This window comes from Corynebacterium sp. HMSC11E11, from assembly GCF_001807025.1.
Classification (GTDB): Bacteria; Actinomycetota; Actinomycetes; order Mycobacteriales; family Mycobacteriaceae; genus Corynebacterium; species Corynebacterium freneyi.
On sequence record NZ_KV787106.1, the window covers coordinates 32329 to 47953 of the forward strand.

The 15625-nt window shown below is 70.5% G+C and carries 14 protein-coding genes; 3 read left to right on the forward strand and 11 right to left on the reverse strand.

Translation table 11 applies throughout. The features are described 5' to 3' along the window. Positions 1-11: 11 nt before the first annotated feature. From HMPREF3121_RS01445 to HMPREF3121_RS01455, 3 genes are all read right to left on the reverse strand, one after another. On the reverse strand, positions 12-1742 hold the full coding sequence (locus HMPREF3121_RS01445; RefSeq protein ID WP_070519298.1) for a Y-family DNA polymerase: 1731 nt from the start codon (positions 1740-1742) through the stop codon (positions 12-14). Beyond that, on the reverse strand, positions 1739-2611 hold the full coding sequence (locus tag HMPREF3121_RS01450) for a hypothetical protein (protein ID WP_070519299.1): 873 nt from the start codon (positions 2609-2611) through the stop codon (positions 1739-1741). Before HMPREF3121_RS01450 ends, HMPREF3121_RS01445 begins: the two co-directional genes overlap by 4 nt. 151 nt (positions 2612-2762) lie before the next feature. Next, positions 2763-3074: an antibiotic biosynthesis monooxygenase family protein gene (locus HMPREF3121_RS01455; protein WP_198028635.1), complete on the reverse strand. Its 312-nt coding sequence runs from the start codon at positions 3072-3074 to the stop codon at positions 2763-2765. A gap of 65 nt (positions 3075-3139) precedes the next feature. On the opposite strand from HMPREF3121_RS01455, the gene HMPREF3121_RS01460 reads away from it, so the two are divergent. Further along, a complete protein-coding gene (locus tag HMPREF3121_RS01460; RefSeq protein ID WP_246816029.1) occupies positions 3140-3901 on the forward strand; it encodes a hypothetical protein in 762 nt (253 codons plus the stop codon). Between the two features lie 34 nt (positions 3902-3935). On the opposite strand, the gene guaA is transcribed toward HMPREF3121_RS01460, so the two are convergent. From guaA to guaB, 4 genes are all read right to left on the reverse strand, one after another. Further along, entirely contained in the window at positions 3936-5504 is a 1569-nt protein-coding gene (gene guaA / locus HMPREF3121_RS01465; RefSeq protein ID WP_070519301.1) for a glutamine-hydrolyzing GMP synthase, read from the reverse strand. Positions 5505-5608: 104 nt separating this feature from the next. After that, positions 5609-7330, reverse strand: coding sequence for an FAD-dependent oxidoreductase (locus tag HMPREF3121_RS01470; RefSeq protein ID WP_070519303.1), 1722 nt, complete (start codon positions 7328-7330; stop codon positions 5609-5611). A gap of 206 nt (positions 7331-7536) precedes the next feature. Next, positions 7537-8673 (reverse strand): GuaB3 family IMP dehydrogenase-related protein, encoded by a 1137-nt coding sequence (locus HMPREF3121_RS01475; RefSeq protein WP_070519305.1) that lies wholly within the window; start codon positions 8671-8673, stop codon positions 7537-7539. Positions 8674-8753: 80 nt separating this feature from the next. Beyond that, positions 8754-10283, reverse strand: a complete 1530-nt coding sequence (gene guaB, locus HMPREF3121_RS01480; RefSeq protein WP_070519306.1) for an IMP dehydrogenase — start codon at positions 10281-10283, stop codon at positions 8754-8756. Positions 10284-10416: 133 nt separating this feature from the next. Here guaB and HMPREF3121_RS01485 point away from each other — a divergent pair, with 133 nt between their 5' ends. Further along, a complete protein-coding gene (locus HMPREF3121_RS01485; protein ID WP_070519308.1) occupies positions 10417-10770 on the forward strand; it encodes a DUF5319 domain-containing protein in 354 nt (117 codons plus the stop codon). 81 nt (positions 10771-10851) lie between these two features. Here HMPREF3121_RS01485 and HMPREF3121_RS01490 read toward each other — a convergent pair whose 3' ends face one another. Together HMPREF3121_RS01490 and shbA are read right to left on the reverse strand one after the other, a co-directional pair. After that, positions 10852-11862, reverse strand: a complete 1011-nt coding sequence (locus HMPREF3121_RS01490) for a hypothetical protein (protein ID WP_141742917.1) — start codon at positions 11860-11862, stop codon at positions 10852-10854. Positions 11863-11864: 2 nt separating this feature from the next. Then, entirely contained in the window at positions 11865-12458 is a 594-nt protein-coding gene (gene shbA, locus HMPREF3121_RS01495; protein WP_070519311.1) for an RNA polymerase sigma factor ShbA, read from the reverse strand. Positions 12459-12893: 435 nt separating this feature from the next. Here shbA and HMPREF3121_RS01500 point away from each other — a divergent pair, with 435 nt between their 5' ends. Beyond that, entirely contained in the window at positions 12894-13211 is a 318-nt protein-coding gene (locus HMPREF3121_RS01500) for a WhiB family transcriptional regulator (protein ID WP_070519313.1), read from the forward strand. A gap of 242 nt (positions 13212-13453) precedes the next feature. Here the strand turns inward: HMPREF3121_RS01500 and groL are convergent, their stop codons facing one another. Then, entirely contained in the window at positions 13454-15061 is a 1608-nt protein-coding gene (gene groL, locus HMPREF3121_RS01505; RefSeq protein ID WP_070519315.1) for a chaperonin GroEL, read from the reverse strand. Positions 15062-15072: 11 nt separating this feature from the next. Beyond that, on the reverse strand, positions 15073-15372 hold the full coding sequence (gene groES / locus HMPREF3121_RS01510) for a co-chaperone GroES (RefSeq protein ID WP_035121403.1): 300 nt from the start codon (positions 15370-15372) through the stop codon (positions 15073-15075). Between the last annotated feature and the right edge of the window lie 253 nt (positions 15373-15625).

A 15625-nucleotide genomic window follows, 5' to 3' on the forward strand; every position in this document is an offset into this window, starting at 1 on the left:
CACCGTTTCCCTCAGCCGTATCTGCCTTCGATGCGCCACTTTCCCGCGTGGCCGATGAGCAGGAACGCCTGCGGCCCGCGCCCACCCGCCCCGGCGGGGGCGTCCACGGCGACGTGCATGCGGGCGGCGCGGCGGGCGTCGTCGGGGGTCCACCAGCGTTCGTCGACGGGCCATGGCCCGGCCCATGCGGTGACCTCGTGGTCGCGGCCGCCCCAGCGCAACACGGCGGGCACGCCGGTGAGGGTGCCCCGCCCGGTGACGGCGATGGTGTCGCCGGCGGCGTCGTACAACCCGACCTTCGACGCGGGGTGACGCGCCGACGGTGACCGCGGGGACGCCGACCCGCCCGGCGTGACCGCCGGGTTCGGCGCGGGCAGCGCCCCGGGCCACCGCCCCGTGACGGGAGGGGCCTCCTCCCCCACCGGGACCATGGCCACGCGTTCGGACGGGCCGCGGCCGCCGACGTCGACGGGTCGGCGCACCGCCTCCGGGCCGAGCAGACCCTGGACTCGGGCGGCGGCCCTGCCCGCCCGTTCCGACGCCGCATCGGCCCCGCCCCACAGCGCATCGCGTTCGACGCCGGCGACGATGACCTCCAGCGGCTCCAACGTCAACGCCGCGATGCCGCGGGCGTCGGGGGCATCATCGTCGATGGCGTCATCGACGACGTCGACCGGGCCGGCGGAGTCGCCCTCCCCCTCCACCGCCGTCTGCGCGGTGGTCCCCGCCGCGGCCTCCGCTGCGGCGATGGCGCGCCCGGTCAACCACCCGTCGAGCTGCCAGCGCACGCGGTCGGCGGTGGCCGCCTCGTCGAGCGGACCGGCGCAACGCCACACGCGGCGCAGTTCGGCGCCGTCGGTGAACTCCGCGGTCACCGCGAGCCGATGACACGCCAACCCGTGCTCGCGCAGCCGATGATGCAGCTTCGCCGCCAGCGCGCGGGCGATGAACGCGGCGGCGTCGACGCGCGTCAGCGTCTCCTCCGGGCGATGCACGATCGCCAGGTCCCGCGGCGGCGTCCGGGGCGCCACCCGCCGCTCCAGCTCCCCGGCGGCGACCTTCCGCCATCTCGCGCCCTCCGTCCCGAACCGGCCCGCCACGTCGCGGGCGGGAAGGTCGGCGACGTCGCCAAGCGTCCGCAAACCCAGATCCACCCAGGCCCGCCCCAGCGCCGCCGGGAAATCCAGGGCCGTTTCCGCCGCGACCTCCGCCAACGACACCCCGCGCAAAAACGCCGGGCCACCGCCGACGGGCAGCTGCACGCCCCGCCTCGCGGCGAGCACCGCGGTGGTCACGTCATCGGCGATGCCGACGAGGCAATCCGCCCCGGCGAGCGCGGCGGCGTCGAGGAGCATCTCCACCGTCTTCGCCTCGCCGCCGTGATACTTCGCCGGGCCGTCGACGCCGAGGACCACCAGTCCGGGCCGCAGCGCCTCCACTCCCGCGGCGACGTCGCCGATGCGGTCGAGCACCGGCTCGAACTCGCGGGCGTCGCGCGCCGGGTCAGCGTCGACGACGATCAGGTCGGGACATGCCGCCTGCGCATGCCGACGCCCCTGGCCACGCCGCACGCCCGCCCGCCGCGCCGCATCGGAGCAGGCCGCCACGGTCGCGTCGGACAGCACCGCGATGGGCGCCTGCGGCCCGGCCCCGCCCGTCGCGCCGGAAAACCGCGCCGCCTGAATCGGCCAATCGGGCAGCCACATGCCCAGGATCCGCGTCACCGTCGCCCGCCCCCTCATTCGGCCTTCCGCAGCGGCAACGGGACCACGCCGCCGGCCGCGCCGGAGCCTTCCCGCACGTCGAGCGCCGTCGCCTCCGTCGCCGCAGCCTCCGACGTCGGGCAGTCGCCGATGGTCCAGCGCACGCCACGTTCGGGCCGCCCCGCCCCGCGCGCCGTGACGTGGAACTCGACCCCGCGGATGCGCCCGTGCCCCGCGCCGAGCCCGTGGATCGCCGTCACCCGCGACGCCACCGACACCTTCGATCCCGGCCAGCCCTCGCCGACGTACAGCAGCGCGCACCCCGACCCCCGCAGCCGGGCCATGACGGGACGCGCGGCCGAGGGCGGGGGCGTGCGCTCCAGCTTGACGACGACCACGTCGACGCCATCGGCCAAGAGCGCCACCACCTCGAGGGGCGATTCGCCGGGTTCCGGCACGTCGAGAACCCGGGAGAGATCGCCACCGTGTTCGACGATGCTCAGCGGCGCGAAATCCGGCAGGCCGACGAGCGCGACATGCCCGCCGGCGGCGGTGACTTCGGCGAGAATCCCCGCCACCACCGCACCGGCGGCGTCAATGGAACTGACGGCACCCTTGAGCAGGCCGCCGTCGAGAAGCCCCGCAAGTCCGGCGGGAACGGGAACGCGCCCATCAGCGACGGAATACCCATCTCCAGCTGCAGGAACAACACCGCCACCATCGCCGACCACGACATGGGAACCGCGACCCCCGTCGCCGCCGCGACCACTGGCAGGCTCGGGCACGACGGCCCCCAACCCCGCCATGGATTTCCGCAACGCGGCGACGGTGTCCTCGCGATTCAACCCGGACAGGTCCGGCACGGCGCGCAACGCGGACATGACGACCTCCCCGACGATCGAACACATTTACTACGTTCGAAAGTGTATGCGCATGCCCGGAACGTCGTCAACAGTCCCGGTCACCCGACCGACGGCCCCGAATAACGCGAAAACCGCCGACCGAAAAGGTCGGCGGCACAGGCGGGGCGGGCGGGTCGTCGTCCCGCCCCAAGAACGGCTACGCGGAGCCGGGCACGTCCAGGACGACGTCGAACTCCAGCAGCTCAGCCGACGACGACACCGGCTTGCGCTCCTCGCCCTCGTGCGAGGCCTTGAAAGCACGGCCACCGCGCCAGCCCTGGTAGGCCTCCTCGTTCTCCCACTCGGTGAAGACGAAGTAGCGGCTCTCCCCCGCGGTCGGACGCAGCAGCTGGAAACCGATGAAGCCCGGGACGTCGGCCATCTTCGAGGAGTTGGCGGAAAAGCGACGCTCCAGCTCCTCGCCGGCGCCTTCGGGAACGGAAATGGCGTTGATCTTGACGATGCTCATGGGCATAACCCTAGCCATCCGGCACCGGGCAATCCATGGTCCCCGCGTTACTACAGTGAAGAAGCATGACCGAGCGCAACCAACGCCTGCACTCTTCGGCGTCTTACCGGGACGCCGCCGAACGCACGACGGCATTCATCAACGACCCCGTGCGGCTGGGAACGGCGATTGGCGCCGCCACTGCGCTCATCGCACTGCTCGCGCTGCTCCAGGCCCGGATCATCGGCGCCATCGGCTGGTGGAGCGTGACGGCGCTTTTGCTGGCGCTCATCGGCATCAGCGTCTTCGCGCGCCACGCGAAAACACCCGACGAAAAAACCAGGCCATCCCGTTTCGCCGAGCCGATGCGCGAGTCGCCGAACGACATTTCCTGGACTGGCGGCATAAGCATGCTGCTGATGTTCCCCGGCGCATGGATTATTGCTGCTGTCACCGAGCACATCCCCTCAAGCTCCGTCGCGACTGTCGTGGTCATCGCACTTTCGGCCATCACCGCTACCTGCGCAATCCTGCCGCAGCAATTCGGATTCCTCCCGGCGGCCGCACAACTTCCCGACGACTTCGCACAGCGCTGCCCCTACCCCGCCGACTCACCAGAGGCCCGCATCCTCGCGGTCCTCTTCGTCGCACGTCTACGCGACGGTTACGTCTTCTTCACCGACCACCTGTCCTACTTCGCCATGCTTGACGACGATGCCGTGCACGCCGCTCTCCGCACCCTGGAGGCCGATGGGCGCATCACCATCGCGAAGAACACCTCCGCACTGACGGAAAAGGGCCGCGCCCGCGAGTTCGCTCAACTCACGGACACGGCCCTCGCCGGCTAGGAAGCCATGCTCGACGGCGACCCGACCACCGGGCTTACTCCCACTCGATGGTTCCCGGCGGCTTGGACGTGATGTCCAGGACCACTCGGTTGACCTCCGCCACCTCGTTGGTGATGCGGGTGGAGATCCGCTCGAGCACGTCGTAAGGCACGCGCGTCCAGTCGGCGGTCATCGCGTCCTCAGACGTCACCGGGCGCAGCACGATCGGGTGGCCGTAGGTGCGGCCATCGCCCTGCACGCCCACGGAACGGACGTCGGCGAGCAGCACCACCGGGCACTGCCAGACGACGTCGTCCAGGCCGGCGGCGGTCATCTCCTCGCGGGCGATGGCGTCGGCGCGGCGCAGGGTGTCCAGGCGCTCCTCGTCGACGGCACCGATGATGCGGATGCCCAGGCCCGGGCCCGGGAACGGCTGGCGGCCGACGATGGCCTCCGGCAGCCCCAGCTCGCGGCCCACGGCGCGGACCTCGTCCTTGAACAGCAGGCGCAGCGGCTCGACGAGCGTGAACTCGACGTCATCGGGCAGGCCGCCGACGTTGTGGTGGCTCTTGATGTTCGCGGTGCCGGAGCCGCCGCCGGATTCGACGACGTCCGGGTACAGGGTGCCCTGGACCAGGAAGTCCACGGTCTCGCCCTCCGGCGCGCCCTCCAGGGCCCGGGCGACGGCGCGTTCGAAGGAGCGGATGAACTCGCGGCCGATGGTCTTGCGCTTGGTCTCCGGGTCGGTGATGCCGGCCAGCGCGTCGAGGAAGACCGCCGAGTCGTCGACGGTGATCAGCTTCGCGCCGGTGGCGGCGACGAAGTCCGTCTCCACCTGCTCGCGCTCTCCCTGGCGCAGCAGACCGTGATCGACGAACACGCAGGTGAGGCGGTCGCCGATGGCGCGCTGCACCAGCGCGGCGGCGACGGCGGAGTCGACGCCGCCGGACAGGCCGCAAATCGCCCGACCGTCGCCGACCTGCTCGCGCACGGCGTCGATGAGCTCCTCGGCGATGTTCGCGGCGGTCCAGTTCTGCTCGAGCCCCGCGATCTCGGTGAGGAAGCGCTCCAACGCCTGCTGGCCGTACGGCGAGTGGTTGACCTCCGGGTGGTACTGCACGCCGGCCATCTTCCGCTCGAGGCACTCGAACGCGGCCACCGGCGCGCCCTTGGTCGACGCGGTGACGGTGAAGCCCTCGGGGGCCTCGGTCACGGCGTCGCCGTGGCTCATCCACACCTCGTGGGTTTCCGGGGCGCCGGCGTGGAGCACGTCCTCGCCCGCCACGGTCATGGTGGTGCGGCCGTATTCGCGGTCGCCGGTGGCGGCGACGGTGCCGCCCAGCGCGCGGGTCATGGCCTGGAAGCCGTAGCAGATGCCGAACACCGGAATGCCCAGCTCGAGCAGCTGCGGATCCAGGGCCGGGGCATCTTCGGCGTAGACGCTGGACGGGCCGCCGGAAAGCACCAGCGCACGCGGGCTCTTGGCGCGGATCTCCTCGATCGTGGCGGTGTGCGGCACGACTTCGGAGTAGATGTTGGCCTCGCGAACGCGGCGGGCGATGAGCTGCGCATACTGCGCGCCGAAGTCGACGACGAGTACGGGGTGGTTTACCTGTTCAGACACACCGCGATTTTAGCGCACGTGCGGGGGCGGGCCCTTTTCGGCTCCGCCCCCGGCTTCGCGTCGGCTTCATGCTTTACGACGCCCGCCGCGTCGCCCGTCCACCGTCACCTGCGGACGGGCATGCCCAAATTGAGGGCGGCCGGGGCGTCGGCGGGCACGGTCGGGGCGACCGGGGCCACGGGCGCGACGTCGCGGTAGGCCTCGTCCTGCGACGGGCGGGGGTCGGCCTCGCCCTTGTTCGGCCACAGGGCGGTGGCGCGCTCGGCGATGGCGGTGATGGACAGCGACGGGTTGACGCCCGGGTTGGCGGGCATGGACGTGCCGTCGGTGATGTGCAGCGTCGGGTATCCCCACACGCGGTTGTACGGGTCGACGACGCCGCGCTCCGGGGAAGCCGAGATCGGCGCACCGCCGATGAAGTGGGCGGTGAGCGGAATGTTGAAGATCTCGCCCCATGTGCCGCCGGCGATGCCGCCGATCTTCTCGGCGACGCGGCGGGTGGCTTCGTTGCCCGCGGGGATCCACGACGGGTTGGGTTCGCCCTCGCCCTGACGCGACGACAGCAGGCGCAGCGGCCCCCACTTGTTCAGGTGGGTGGTCAGGCTGTTGTTGGAGTTCTGCATCACCAGCGAGATCACGGTGCGCTGCGACCACTTTCGCAGGTTGAACAGCTGGAAAATGACCTTCGGGTCGGCGGCGAGCTCCTTGATCAGCTTCCACCAGCGCGGCCCGCCGGCGCCGCCGTCGGTCATGAGGGTCTGCAGCAGGGCGATGGCGTTGGACCCCTTGCCGTAGCGCACCGGCTCGATGTGGGTGTTGGGCTCCGGGAAGAACGACGACGTGATGGCCACGCCCTCCGAGTAGTCGGCGTTCGGGTCGAGGGTCGGGCGCATGGCGCCGACGATGGCCTCGGAGTTGGTGCGGGTCAGGTAGCCCAGGCGCGACGACATGTTGGGCAGGTGTCCGTCGCTGCGCTGGCGGTGCAGCAGGTTCTGGCTGCCCCAGGAACCGGCGGCGACGATGACCTGGTCCGCGGTGTACGTGCGGCGGCGCTTGTTCACCCAGGCGCCCGTGCGCTCGGTGACGACGTCCCACGAGCCGTCGGCCCGCGGGTGGAGCTCGCGGACGGTGGTGCGCGGGATGATGTGCGCCCCGGCCGCCTCCGCCAGGTGGAGGTAGTTCTTCAGCAGGGTGTTCTTGGCGTTGTGGCGGCAGCCGGTCATGCACTCGCCGCATTCGGTGCACGCGCGGCGCTCGGGGCCGGCGCCGCCGAAGTACGGGTCGGGCACGAGTTCGCCCGGGGCGCCCTCGCCGCCGGTCTTTTCGCCGAAGAACACGCCGACGGGCGTCGGCACGAACGTGTCGCCGACGCCCATGTCCTCGGCGACTTCCCGCATGACGCGGTCGGCGGGGGTGACCGACGGGTTGGTGACCACGCCGAGCATCTTGCGGGCCTGCTCGTAGTACGGGGTCAGCTCCTTCTCCCAGTCGGTGATGTCCGCCCACTGCGGATCCCGGAAGAACGGCGACGGCGGCTTGTACAGCGTGTTGGCGTAGTTCAGCGACCCGCCGCCGACGCCGGCGCCGGCGAGGATCATCACGTCCTTGAGCAGGTGGACCCGCTGCACGCCGAACAGGCCGAACTGCGGGGCCCACAGGTACTTGTGCAGCCGCCAGCTGGTCTTGGCGAACTCATGGTCCTCGAACCGGCGGCCCGCCTCGATCACGCCGACGCGGTATCCCTTCTCGGTCAGCCGCAGCGCGGCCACCGAGCCTCCGAAGCCCGAGCCGATCACCAACACGTCATAGTCGCGTCGCGCACCCATGTCACTCTTCCCTCCCCGCCCCGCGGGGCGGACGTTCCGGGCGGCGGCCGGGCTGGTGGCGCACCGCCTCTTTTTGGCAACGGTAGCAATCAACCCGGTTGCCGGAACCGTTTTTCCGGAGACTCGCGCCCGCGACGCGAAAGCGGCGCCCGGGACAAACCCGGGCGCCGCCCTCCATGAAACGCGGTGTCCGACCGCGCGAAAAACTAGTGGATGGCCAGGTCCACGCGCTGGAAGGACTTCACGTCCGTGAAGCCGCACTTGGCCATGGCCCGCTTGATGCCGCCGACCAGGTTGCGGGTGCCGAACGGATCGGCGGCCGGGCCGAAGAGCAACTCCTCCATCGACGGGTGCTCGGCGCTCTCCGGGGCCAGGTGGACGTTGTCGACGAAACCGCGCGGGTACTTCGGGTGCGCGGCGGCCGACGGCCAGTGCCAGCCCTTGCCCGGCGCCTCCGCGGCGTCGGCCAGCAGGTGCGACAGCGCAACCGCATCGGCGCCGCAGGCGATGGCCTTGGCGATGCAACCCGCGGTTTCGATGCCGCCGTCGGCGATGACGTGGACGTAGCGGCCGCCGGTCTCGTCCAGGTAGTCGCGGCGGGCCGCGGCGGCGTCGGCGATGGCCGTGGCCATGGGCACGTCGATGCCCAGAGCCGACGGCGTCGTCGTGGTGCCCGGGCCGACGATGACGCCGGCCGCGCCCGTGCGCATCATGTGCAGCGCCGTGCGGTAGTCCACCACGCCGCCCACGATGACCGGCACGTCGAGCGAGCCGATGAAGTCCTTCAGGTTCAGCGGCTCGCCGTCGGAGGTGACGTGCTCCGCGGAAATCAGGGTGCCCTGGACGACCAGCAGGTCGATGCCCGCCTTCACCAGGATCGGGGTCAGTTCACGGCACCGCTGCGGGCTGACTCGCACGGCCGTGATGGCGCCGGTCTCGCGCAGCTCGGTGATCCGGCGGACCAGCAGTTCCTCGTCGATCGGCGCCGCATGCAGCTCCTGCAGCACCTTGTTCGCGGACTCGGGCGTCCACTCCGCACCCGACGCGGCCTCGACGACCTTCGCGATCGCCGCGGCACCGTCCTCGTGGCGGGCCCAAATGCCCTCCGCGTTCAGCACCGCCAGGCCACCCAGGCGGGCGAACTCCGCCGCCGACTCCGGGCCGGAGATCGAATCGGTCGGGTGCATCATCAGCGGGAAGCCGAACTCGTAGGCGTCGATGTTCCACCGCGTGTCCACGTCCTTCGACGAACGGGTGCGGCGGGACGGCACGATGGCGACGTCCTCGAGCTCATAGGTGCGGCGGGCCTCGCGGCCCATGCCGATTTCGACCATGTCACGCAATGTGGAATTCCTTCTTTAGGCGTTGTGCCCGCGGCCGCCCCACCACGGGAGGGCCCGGGGCGCGGCGATACAGCGGGAAACTAGCGCTGGTAGTAGTTCGGCGCCTCGACCGTCATCTGGATGTCGTGCGGGTGGGACTCGCGCAGGCCGGCCGCCGTGATCTGCACGAACTTGGCCTCGTTGAGCTGCTCGATGGTCGCCGACCCCGTGTAGCCCATCGCGGCGCGCAGACCGCCGACGAGCTGGTGGACGATCGCATCGAGGTGACCGCGGAAGGGCACGCGACCCTCGATGCCCTCCGGCACCAGCTTCTCCTCCGACAGCACGTCGGCCTGGAAGTAACGGTCCTTGGAAAACGAACGCTTCTCGCCCGTCAGGCCACGCCCCTGCATGGCGCCCAGCGAGCCCATGCCGCGGTACATCTTGTACTGCTTGCCGTTGACCACGACGGTCTCACCCGGCGCCTCGGCCGTGCCCGCCAGCAGCGAACCCAGCATGACCGTCGACGCGCCGGCGGCCAGCGCCTTGGCGATGTCGCCCGAGAACTGCATGCCGCCGTCGGCGATGATCGGCACGCCCGCCTTCTTCGCCGGCACGGCCGCCTCCATGATCGCGGTGATCTGCGGGGCGCCCACGCCCGCGACGACGCGGGTGGTGCAGATCGAGCCCGGGCCGATGCCGACCTTGATGGCGTCGGCGCCCGCCTCGATCATGGCCTCCGCCGCGGCCCGGGTGGCCAGGTTGCCGCCGATGACCTGCACGCGGTCGCCGAACTCCTTCTTCACGCGCGACACCATCTCCAGCACGCCGGAGTTGTGGGCGTGGGCGGTGTCCACGACGAGCGCGTCCACGCCGGCGTCGGCAAGCGCATGCGCGCGCTTCCACGAATCCTCGCCGGTGCCGATGCCCGCGCCGACCAACAGACGACCCGAACCGTCCTTCGAGGAATTCGGGTACTGGTCCTGCTTGACGAAGTCCTTCACCGTGATCAGACCGGTCAGCTTGCCCTCGCCGTCGACGATCGGCAGCTTCTCCACCTTGTGGGAGCGCAGCAGGTTCAGGGCGGCGTCGCCCGAAACGCCCTGTTCCGCCACGACCAGCGGCATCGGCGTCATGACCTCGCGGACCGGGCGCGACGGATCGGTCTCGAACCGCATGTCGCGGTTGGTGCAGATGCCGACCAGCTTGCCCTCTTCATCGACGACCGGCAGACCCGAAATGCGGAAACGGGCGCACTTCTGGTCGACCTCCCCGATCGTCTCGTCCGGCGAGCACGTCACCGGGTTGGACACCATGCCGGCCTCGGAACGCTTGACGATCTCGACCTGCTGCGCCTGATCCTCCACCGACAGATTGCGGTGCAGGATGCCCATGCCGCCCTGGCGGGCCATCGCGATGGCCATGCGGGACTCGGTCACCGTGTCCATCGCCGCCGACACGATCGGCACGTTGAGGCGCAGCTCGCGGGTCAGCTGAGTGGACGTGTCCACCGCGGACGGGATCACGTCCGAGGCGTCCGGGATGAGCAGGACATCGTCGAAGGTGAGACCGACGAGCGGGATCTTGCCCGCGTCATCGCCACCCAAGCTGATTCCGGTGGGGTTCGTCATGGATTGTCGTCCTCCTGGTCGCGCCGCCGAAAGTTCGGATTACCCAACAGGGTAATCCCAATCTCGGGCGGGTAGTAACTTGGCCCCGGCCCCGGCTACGGTGGGCGGTGTGAATCGTGATTTTTGGTCGTCCATGCCGCGTGACCCTTTCGAGGGCGATCCCGACGACCCGTCGCACCTGCTCGAACCGGACGAACCCTTCGTTCCGCTGACCGCCCAAGAGCGCCGCGAGGTCGAGGAGGACCTCGAAGCCGTGCGCACGTTCCGCGCCGACCTCGCCCCCAGGGGCCTGTGGGGCGTGTCCATGATGTGCGAGGACTGCAACGAGCCGCATTACTACAACTGGGACGTCCTGGAAACGCACTACGTGCTGCTGCTCAAGGGCGAGCAGTCCCCCGTCCACGAACCGCAGTACGACCCGGATCCGTCGCGATACGCGCCATGGGATTACTGCGCGGGCTACGTCGACGGGCGCCGCGACCGCTAGATCCGGCGGCGCGTCCCGGGGCCCCGACGACACCCGGGGTTCCAGAGCAGCCCGCAACCCGGCGGCCGCGCCCTGTCCCGGCTATTGCCCCGGCATCTGCGGCAGCGCCGAACGCACCGTTTCGGGGTCGGCCGTCGGCAGCGTCGGCTGTTCGTTGACCAGCGGCGGGCCGACGGTCTCTGCCGGCGCGCCCGACGACCCCTGGCCGACGGTCGACGTCACCGTCTCCGTCACGGTCTCGGTACGCACCTCGGTGTGGGTGACCACCCCCGGCTCCAGCGTCCGCGTTTCCCGGTGGGTGGTGGTGCGCTCGTTGGTCACCGTCTCCGGGGCGCGGGTGACGGTGCGGACGCGCTCGACCGTCTCGCGCATCTGCGATTCCAACGCGGGGCGGTCGTTTTCCTCGACCTCCGCCAACAACCGCTCGGCATGCTCCAGCAATTCACGGGCCCGTTCGGCGTCGCCGGCCTTGCCCGCGGCGTCGGCCTCGTCCAGAGTCGACGCCAGTTCCAACTCCACGGAGCGGTCCCCGAACAGGGACACCCGCGCCGGCCACAGGGAGCTGCCCGGGGTGGCGGAATGGACGGCGGAAAGACCCCCGGCGACCAGCACCAGAGACGCGGCCGCGCCGATCAGGGCGCTGCCGATGCGCGACGGCCGCCACCAGGCGGCGGGACCCGGGACGACGGCGCCCGCCCCATAGTCGGCGGTACCGGACCCGTCCCCGGCGGCGTCGTCCTCGACCGCGGCGTCCGCCTCGACGTCGTCTTCGGTCGCCACGACCTCGACGTCCACGACGTCGCGCGCGGGCACGGCGACGGCGGGGTCGATGTCCGGCAGAGGCGGCAGCTCGGCATCGGCGGCGATGCGGGCGTCGGCGATCAGGGACGCGAGGTAGGAATCGGTGCCGTAGACGCCGGCTCCGCACACGTCGCGTCGACCGGCGGCAAGGGCGTCGAGGAATCGATCGTCCGCCGCCAACTCCTGCTGGGTGGGCATATGCTCCACGCCAGACACCGCATGACCCCGCCGGGTGCCCCGGGGGTCACGGTGATCGCCCATCGCCGTCTCCTCGTCCTTCCGTCCGTTCACGGTCATCGCGCCTTCCGGGTTTCCCCGGTTCGTTCGCGCGACGCCTTTTCCTCGACCACCGCGCGGAGCTTCGCCAACGCGCGGTGCTGTGCGACCCGGACCGCGCCGGGGGTGCTTCCGACGAGCTGCGCGACTTCCTCCGCCGGCAGCCCCTCGAACACCCTCAGGATGATGATGTCGCGGGCCTTGTCACTCAGTGAATCGAGAAGGTCGCGGACTTCGTTACCGGCATCTTCCAGGAGCACGGCTTCTTCCGGCCCGCTCCCCGTCACGGGGGTATCCGGCAGCGTGTCGCTGGGGTGGGACAGGTCCCTGGCGCCGGCGCGGTGGGCGTCGGCGACCTTGTGGGAGGCGACTCCGTATACGTACGCCATGAACGGCCGTCCGCGATCGGTGTACCGGTCGAGGGACTTGGCCACGGCGAGCATGGTCTCCTGCGCGACGTCGTCGGCGGACACCGCACCGTCCTGGCCCATGCGCGCGCGGCAGTAGCGGACGATGGGCGGGTGGATGTGGCGCATCAGGGAGTCGAATGCGGCTCCGTCGCCGTCGATGGCACGCCGCACCCAATCGCGGACCATGTCATCGTCGGCCATGCCATTCCTTCCCTATCCGCCGTCGGCCGGGGTTTCCGCCGCCGGGACGGGCCATCGCGGTGATCGGCGGCGCGGTGGCCGTCGCGGGGACGCGGCCCGCGAACCGAATCGTCCGACGTTGACGTTCGTCGCCAATGTGCATTGATCGTACAACACCGCAAATAGAGGTATTCGCAGCCGCGGGCGGCGGCGCCGGCCCCGTGAGCCGCGCCACTGCCGGAACCCCTCAGATCCCGCCTGCCCGAGAAGTTCTCCGAAACTGTGCCCCGATTCTGCCGATTGGTTCCCCGGACGTAACCAACGGTTCACCATGCGGGCCCACACTGGCCGCCGTGACCGTCCCCGACCCGAGGACGACGCACGCGGGCCGCCCCGGCGGACCGATCCGCGTTTGATGCGATACACGAGTGTCTTTTATCTAGGAGATTCCCGGCCATGACTCACATCGATCACCTCCCCGGACCGAATGCGGACCTGTGGGACTGGCAGCTCCACGGTTCCTGCCGTGGCGCGGATTCCTCGGTGTTCTTCCATCCCGAAGGTGAGCGCGGCCGCGCCCGGGCAATGCGCGAGATGCGCGCCAAGTCCATTTGCCAGGCGTGCCCGGTGCTGGAGCAGTGCCGCACCCATGCGCTGTCGGTCGGTGAGCCGTACGGCATCTGGGGCGGCATGAGCGAGGCCGAGCGGTCGGAGATCCTCCGCAACCGCCCGCGTCGCCGACGCGACAAGGTTCGCGAGACCGTCCTGGTGTGACGCCACCGCCGCCGCCCGTGCAGGGTCGCGGCGGTTTTTCTTTCGGCCCGGGTTCGGGCCGGCCCGGCTTCGTTGGCTTTGCGACGACCACGGGGCGGGCATCCCACCCGGGTCACGCCTCGCACCCGGGCCGCACCGCAGCACCGAAACATCACGCTGCGGCACCGAAACGAAAAACGACGCCCCACCCGGCCAATCGGCCGAATGGGGCGTCGCAGGGCGAAGGGGGCGCCCACGCGCGACTAGTGCGCGTGACCGTGTCCCTCCGGCTCCTCCTCGGGCTTGTCCACCACGGAGGCCTCCGTGGTGAGCAGCATGCGGGCCACCGACGCGGCGTTGACCACCGCGGAGTGGGTGACCTTCACGGGGTCGATGACGCCGGCGGCGATGAGGTCGCCGTACTCGCCGGTGGCGGCGTTGTAGCCCTCGCCGTTCGGCAGTTCGCCGATGTGGTGGACCACCACGGAGCCGTCGACGCCTGCGTTGACGGCGATCCAGAAAGCCGGCTTGGTCAGGGCGCGGGCCAGGGCGCGGACGCCGACGGCTTCGTCGCCGGTGAACTCGTCGGCGTAGCCCTCCAGCTCGCGGGAGATCTGCACCAGCACGGAACCACCGCCGGCGATGACGCCCTCCTGCACCGCGGCACGCGCGGCGTTGATGGCGTCTTCGACGCGCAGCTTGCGCTCGTTGACCTCGGTTTCGGTGGCGGCGCCGACGCGGATGACGGCCACGCCGCCGGACAGCTTCGCCAGGCGCTCCTCGAGCTTTTCGCGATCCCACGTGGAATCGGTGCGCTCGATTTCGTTGCGCAGGTGCTGGCGGCGCTCCTCGACGGCCTCGGCGGTGCCGGCGCCGTCGACGATGACGGTCTCGTCCTTGGTGATGGTGATGCGGCGGGCGCGGCCCATGACCTCCAGGCCGGTGTCCTTCAGCTGCATGCCGGTGTCCGCGGTGACCACGGTGCCGTCGGTGACGACGGCGAGGTCCTCCATGAACTCCTTGCGGCGGTCGCCGAAGTACGGGGCCTTCACGGCCGCGACCTTGAGGGTCTTGCGCATCGCGTTGATGACCAGCGCGGACAGGGCCTCGCCCTCGATGTCCTCGGCCATGATCAGGGTCGGCTTGCCCGACTCGGCGATCTTCTCCAGCAGCGGCAGGAACTCCGGCAGCGACGTGATCTTCTCGCGGACGAGCAGGATCTGCGCGTCCTCGAGGACGGCCTGCTGCGCGTCGACGTCGGTGATGAAGTACGGGGACAGGAAGCCCTTGTTGAAGGACACGCCCTCGGTGACCAGCAGGTCGGTGGCGATGGTCTGCGACTCCTCGACGGAGACCACGCCGTCCTTGCCGACCTTGTCCATGGCGCCGGCGACCAGGTCGCCGATCTCCTCGTCACGCGAGGACACGGTGGCCACCTGCGCGATGGACGCGGAGTCGGTGACCGGGGTGGCCTTGGACTTCAGCAGCTCGACGGTCTTGTCGGCCGCGGCGGCGATGCCGCGGTTGAGGGCGACCGGGTTGGCGCCGGCCGCGACGTTGCGCAGGCCCTCGTGGACGAGCGCCTGGGCGAGCAGCGTCGCGGTGGTGGTGCCGTCGCCGGCGATGTCGTTGGTCTTGACGGCCACCGACTTGACCAGCTGGGCGCCGACGTTTTCGAACGGGTCCTCGACGTCGATGTCGCGGGCGATGGTCACGCCGTCGTTGGTCACCAGCGGACCGCCGAACGCCTTGTCCAGCACCACGTTGCGGCCCTTGGGGCCCAGGGTCACCTTGACGGCGTCGGCCAGCGTGTCCACGCCCCGCTTGAGGCCGTCGCGGGCCTCTTCGTTGAATGCAATGAGCTTGGCCATGTGGGTCCGCCCTACTTCTCGATGACGGCGAGGATGTCGCGCTGGGACAGGAGCAGGTACTCCTCGCCCTGGTACTTCAGCTCGGTGCCGCCGTACTTGGAGAAGATGACGACGTCACCCTCCTTGACGTCCATCGGGATGCGGTCGTCGTCGTCCGCCCAGCGGCCGGGGCCCACGGCGATGACGGTGGCCTCCTGCGGCTTCTCCTTCGCGGAGTCGGGGATGACCAGGCCGGACGCGGTGGTGGTCTCGGCTTCGTTGATCTGGACCAGGACGCGGTCCTCGAGCGGCTTGATGTTGACGTTCGCCACGATGAATTCCTCCATGAGCGGGGCACCCGTCGCGGCCCTTTTTCGTCGGGTGCGGGCGGCGGGCGCCTGGTTGATGTTCTTGTGCCGGTTGGTCTGCCGTGCACAGCCGTCGTCGCGGGTGAACAACTGTGTGTCAAACAACCTTGCTGGCACTCTACCCCCGCGAGTGCCAGCACTCAACCTTGGAGGGTGCGGGCCGCGCGTACGGTCGCGGCCGGTGCGGGCGGCCGCGCCCCGCCGAGGCGGGCGGGGC

Coding starts and splice junctions, on each gene's coding strand:
- HMPREF3121_RS01445 (WP_070519298.1), bottom strand. CDS start 1,742: ATGAGGGGGCGGGCGACGGTGACGCGGATCCTGGGCATGTGGCTGCCC.
- HMPREF3121_RS01450 (WP_070519299.1), bottom strand. CDS start 2,611: ATGTGTTCGATCGTCGGGGAGGTCGTCATGTCCGCGTTGCGCGCCGTG.
- HMPREF3121_RS01455 (WP_198028635.1), bottom strand. CDS start 3,074: ATGAGCATCGTCAAGATCAACGCCATTTCCGTTCCCGAAGGCGCCGGC.
- HMPREF3121_RS01460 (WP_246816029.1), top strand. CDS start 3,140: ATGACCGAGCGCAACCAACGCCTGCACTCTTCGGCGTCTTACCGGGAC.
- HMPREF3121_RS01470 (WP_070519303.1), bottom strand. CDS start 7,330: ATGGGTGCGCGACGCGACTATGACGTGTTGGTGATCGGCTCGGGCTTC.
- guaB (WP_070519306.1), bottom strand. CDS start 10,283: ATGACGAACCCCACCGGAATCAGCTTGGGTGGCGATGACGCGGGCAAG.
- HMPREF3121_RS01485 (WP_070519308.1), top strand. CDS start 10,417: ATGCCGCGTGACCCTTTCGAGGGCGATCCCGACGACCCGTCGCACCTG.
- shbA (WP_070519311.1), bottom strand. CDS start 12,458: ATGGCCGACGATGACATGGTCCGCGATTGGGTGCGGCGTGCCATCGAC.
- HMPREF3121_RS01500 (WP_070519313.1), top strand. CDS start 12,894: ATGACTCACATCGATCACCTCCCCGGACCGAATGCGGACCTGTGGGAC.
- groL (WP_070519315.1), bottom strand. CDS start 15,061: ATGGCCAAGCTCATTGCATTCAACGAAGAGGCCCGCGACGGCCTCAAG.